This window comes from Synechocystis sp. LEGE 06083, assembly GCF_015207725.1.
Classification (GTDB): domain Bacteria; phylum Cyanobacteriota; class Cyanobacteriia; order Cyanobacteriales; family Microcystaceae; genus Synechocystis; species Synechocystis salina.
Map to the genome: position 1 here is coordinate 1 of NZ_JADEWJ010000341.1, position 3495 is coordinate 3495.

3 protein-coding genes and 1 tRNA gene are annotated in these 3495 nt (G+C 51.5%); 3 read left to right on the top strand and 1 reads right to left on the bottom strand.

Annotation, left to right across the window (positions count from 1 at the left end):
* The 3 genes from map to IQ219_RS18110 form a co-directional block, all read left to right on the top strand.
* The coding region (gene map, locus IQ219_RS18100; RefSeq protein ID WP_194073527.1) for a type I methionyl aminopeptidase at positions 1 to 495 on the top strand (495 nt) is incomplete at its 5' end.
* 35 nt (positions 496 to 530) lie between these two features.
* Positions 531 to 601, top strand: a tRNA-Cys gene (locus IQ219_RS18105).
* 221 nt (positions 602 to 822) lie between these two features.
* A complete protein-coding gene (locus IQ219_RS18110) occupies positions 823 to 2718 on the top strand; it encodes a sodium:proton antiporter (protein ID WP_190599276.1) in 1896 nt (631 codons plus the stop codon).
* Positions 2719 to 2843: 125 nt separating this feature from the next.
* Here the strand turns inward: IQ219_RS18110 and IQ219_RS18115 are convergent.
* The coding region (locus tag IQ219_RS18115; protein ID WP_194073528.1) for an ABC transporter substrate-binding protein at positions 2844 to 3495 on the bottom strand (652 nt) is incomplete at its 5' end.

Here is a 3495-nt window from a genome sequence, read left to right on the forward strand (position 1 = left end):
GATTTGCTGAAGGTGGACACCGGCGCCTATTTCCAGGGCTACCACGGCGATTCCTGCATTACCATTGCGGTGGGCAAAGTTTCTCCCCAGGCCCAGCGCTTAATGGAAGTGGCGGAAGGGGCCCTATATGCGGGCATCGAACAAGTGAAACCGGGGAATTATTTGATGGACATTGCCGGGGCGATTGAGGATTATGTCAAGCCCACTGGTTACAGTATTGTGGAAGAATTTACCGGCCATGGGGTGGGGCAGGCCCTCCACGAAGACCCCCATGTATTTAACGTCCGTTGCCGGGATTTACCCAACGTCAAACTTAAACCGGGCATGACCTTGGCGATCGAGCCGATTATTAATGCTGGTTCCCGTTTTACCCGCACCCTCGGCGATCGATGGACGGTGGTGACGGTGGACAATGGTCTTTCGGCCCAGTTTGAACACACGGTATTGGTAACAGACACGGGCTATGAATTGTTAACCGATCGCCGTTTGGTCTAGGTTGCCAACTCTGTTATAATGATTGGCCGGAACATGGCGGCATAGCCAAGTGGTAAGGCAGAGGTCTGCAAAATCTTTACCCCCAGTTCGAATCTGGGTGCCGCCTTTAATTTTTTGATTGTTTGACCGACAAATTGTATAAAGTCCCAAGATTTGAGTGAATTGGCGATAAGTTTTAGGTTGGTAAACAATTCTCCCGAGACCAGCCCTCAAGTTGGTAGCGGATTACCTTACCTTGGAGGGGAGTCGGCCTTTTAGCTTAAAGGGCCACAGCCCTGCCAATGATTTACCGTTAACCTACGGGCAGAACCAATTCCCTTGAGCCTTATGGAAGGATCATTTTCCCTTACCCTCCAGATTATCCTCACTGTCCTGTTTGGCATTGGGGCCCAAGTGCTGGCGGGATTCCTCAAGCTGCCGAGCATTGTCTTTTTGCTCATTTTTGGGGTCAGTCTGGGTAACAGTGGTCTGCATTGGATTCAACCGGCCAACTTCGGTGACGGTTTGGAGGTGATTGTCTCCCTTTCGGTGGCGATTATTTTATTTGAAGGGGGATTAAATCTAGGTCTGCGGGAATTAGGGCAGGTTTCCGGTAGTCTGCGTAATTTGGTCACCATCGGCACCCTCATTACCCTGATCGGGGGCGGTTTAGCGGCCCATTGGTTGGCAGAATTTCCCTGGTATCTAGCCTTTTTATACGGTTCCTTAGTGGTGGTAACCGGGCCAACGGTGGTAGGCCCCCTGATCAAGCAGGTGCAAGTGCAGAGGTCTGTAGCTACCCTGCTGGAAGGGGAAGGGGTACTGATTGATCCAGTGGGAGCCATCCTGGCGGTGGTGGTACTGGAAACTATTTTTAACACCAACGTCAGCGTTGAAACCGACATTATCGAAATTGCCATGGGCCTAATATTGCGCCTTGGGGTCGGCCTGGCGATCGGGGTGGGGGGAGGTTGGTTATTGAGTAATTTCCTCAAACGGGCCACCTTTCTCTCGGAAGATGTCAGTAACTTGGTGGTGCTAGCGGGAGTGTGGGGGGTATTTGGTGCGGCCCAGGCTTCCCTCAGTGAATCGGGCTTAATGGCCACCGTTGCCATGGGTATTTATCTCAACTCCTCTGCCCTGCCGGATAACCGACTTTTGCGACGATTCAAAGGTAAATTAACCCTGCTTTGTGTGTCAGTGCTATTTATTTTACTGGCGGCGGAATTGTCCCTGAGCAGTTTTGGGGCTTTAGGCTGGGGCAGTGTGATCACCGTGGCGGTGTTGATGTTGGTAATTCGTCCCTTTAGCGTTGCCATTTGTACTTGGACGAGCACTTTCAACTGGCGACAAAAACTTTTTGTCGCTTGGATCGCCCCCAGGGGTATTGTTTCTGCTTCCGTTGCTTCCCTCTTTTCCCTCCTGTTAACCGAACGGGGCATTAACGGTGGCGATGCGATCAAATCAATTGTGTTTCTCACCATTATGATGACGGTGTTTATCCAGGGGTTAACGGCCAAGCCTTTGGCTAAACTGCTGCGCATTACCGACACCCACACCACCGGCGCAGTAATTATCGGTTGCACACCCCTAGGGCGATTGGTGGCCCGTTTATTTGAGGCCCAAGGGGAATCGGTGGTATTGATTGATAGTGACCCGGAAGCCTGTGCCACGGCGATCGCCGAAGGCTTAACGGCCATTCAAACCAGTGCGTTGGACTCCCATGCCTTGGAAAAAGCGGGTATCGAGGAAATGGGGGCATTTATGGCCCTGACCAATAATGGGGAAGTGAATTTAGTGCTGGCCCAAAATACCATCAACGAGTTTAATCCTCCCCGGGTGTGTGTGATTGCCCCGGATAATTTACCGGAAAATAATCCCCTACTGAAAAACAAAGGGGTAAGAATTTTCATGGAGCAAAAAACTTTCAAAACCTGGAATCAGTACCTCAAAGACGGGCAAATTAAACTGGGTAAGACCCTCTTTAAGGAGGCCGGTTTAGCCCTGCAACAGGCCCACACCCAGGCCCTAATCCGTTCTGGAGAATTACTGCCCCTAATGCTAAAACGGCAAGGTAATTTGCAACTAGCTAAGACCACTGAAAATGCCCAGATTGGGGACGAAGTTTTTTATTTGCTCCACGATCCCCGCTCCCAACTGCTCAAACAACTTTCCGGGAGTCGATCGCCGGATGTGTTGACCCCAGAACCCCTAGCAGAAGTGGAAGAAGTGCCCATCTACTAAAGACAAAACCGAAGTTGAACAACGCAAAGCTACCCTCAAAGAAAAGCCCCCTGGATTAACCAATGGGGGACATTTTTTTTGTAATCAATCCTCAACAGTTGACTGAAACAGTTTCCTGAGAAGCTCTAGGAACCAGGGGTAACTTTATCAATTACCTCTAGGGTGCCATCCCCCTTCACCGTCCAGACATCGTAACTACCGACCACGTCGCCGTTTTCGTCGATGTCTACATTGCCGCTGGCCCCCTGGTAGTTAATTTCCTTGCCTTCCCGCACCATGGCGATCGCCTCACAGGCATCGGTGACCTCTTCCCCGGGGCCGTTGGACACTTCCCTGATCTTACTCTGGATCCCTGCCCCCGTATTGGATTTAGCGGCTTCCGCAGCCAGCATCATCAGAATAGTGGCATCGTAGGTGTGGGCTACGAAGGCCGTTACATCTTTCCCACCGGTGGCATCCTTCCATTGGGCAGTGAAGGCATCCAGAGCTTTACCATCGGCACCGGGCACTGTGCCCAAGGCTCCAGATAAAAGGGAAACGCCGTTGGCATCCTTGCCAACTTTTTCCACAAAATCGGGGGAATAAACCCCATCGGTTAATAGTAGGGTCACTCCATCCATCAATCCCTGACGGTAGGCGGATTGCACCAACACACTGCCGGTGTCAGCATAAAGCACAGCGGCCACCGCATCGGGACTGTTGGCAAAGGCTTGGCCTGCTTCTGTATCTAAAGTTGCCGCTTTGGGGTCATAGCGCACGGGTCTATCTTTATTGGTC

Excerpts from the sequence above, each read along its gene's own strand:
- IQ219_RS18110 (WP_190599276.1), top strand. The coding sequence starts at position 823 with ATGGAAGGATCATTTTCCCTTACCCTCCAGATTATCCTCACTGTCCTG.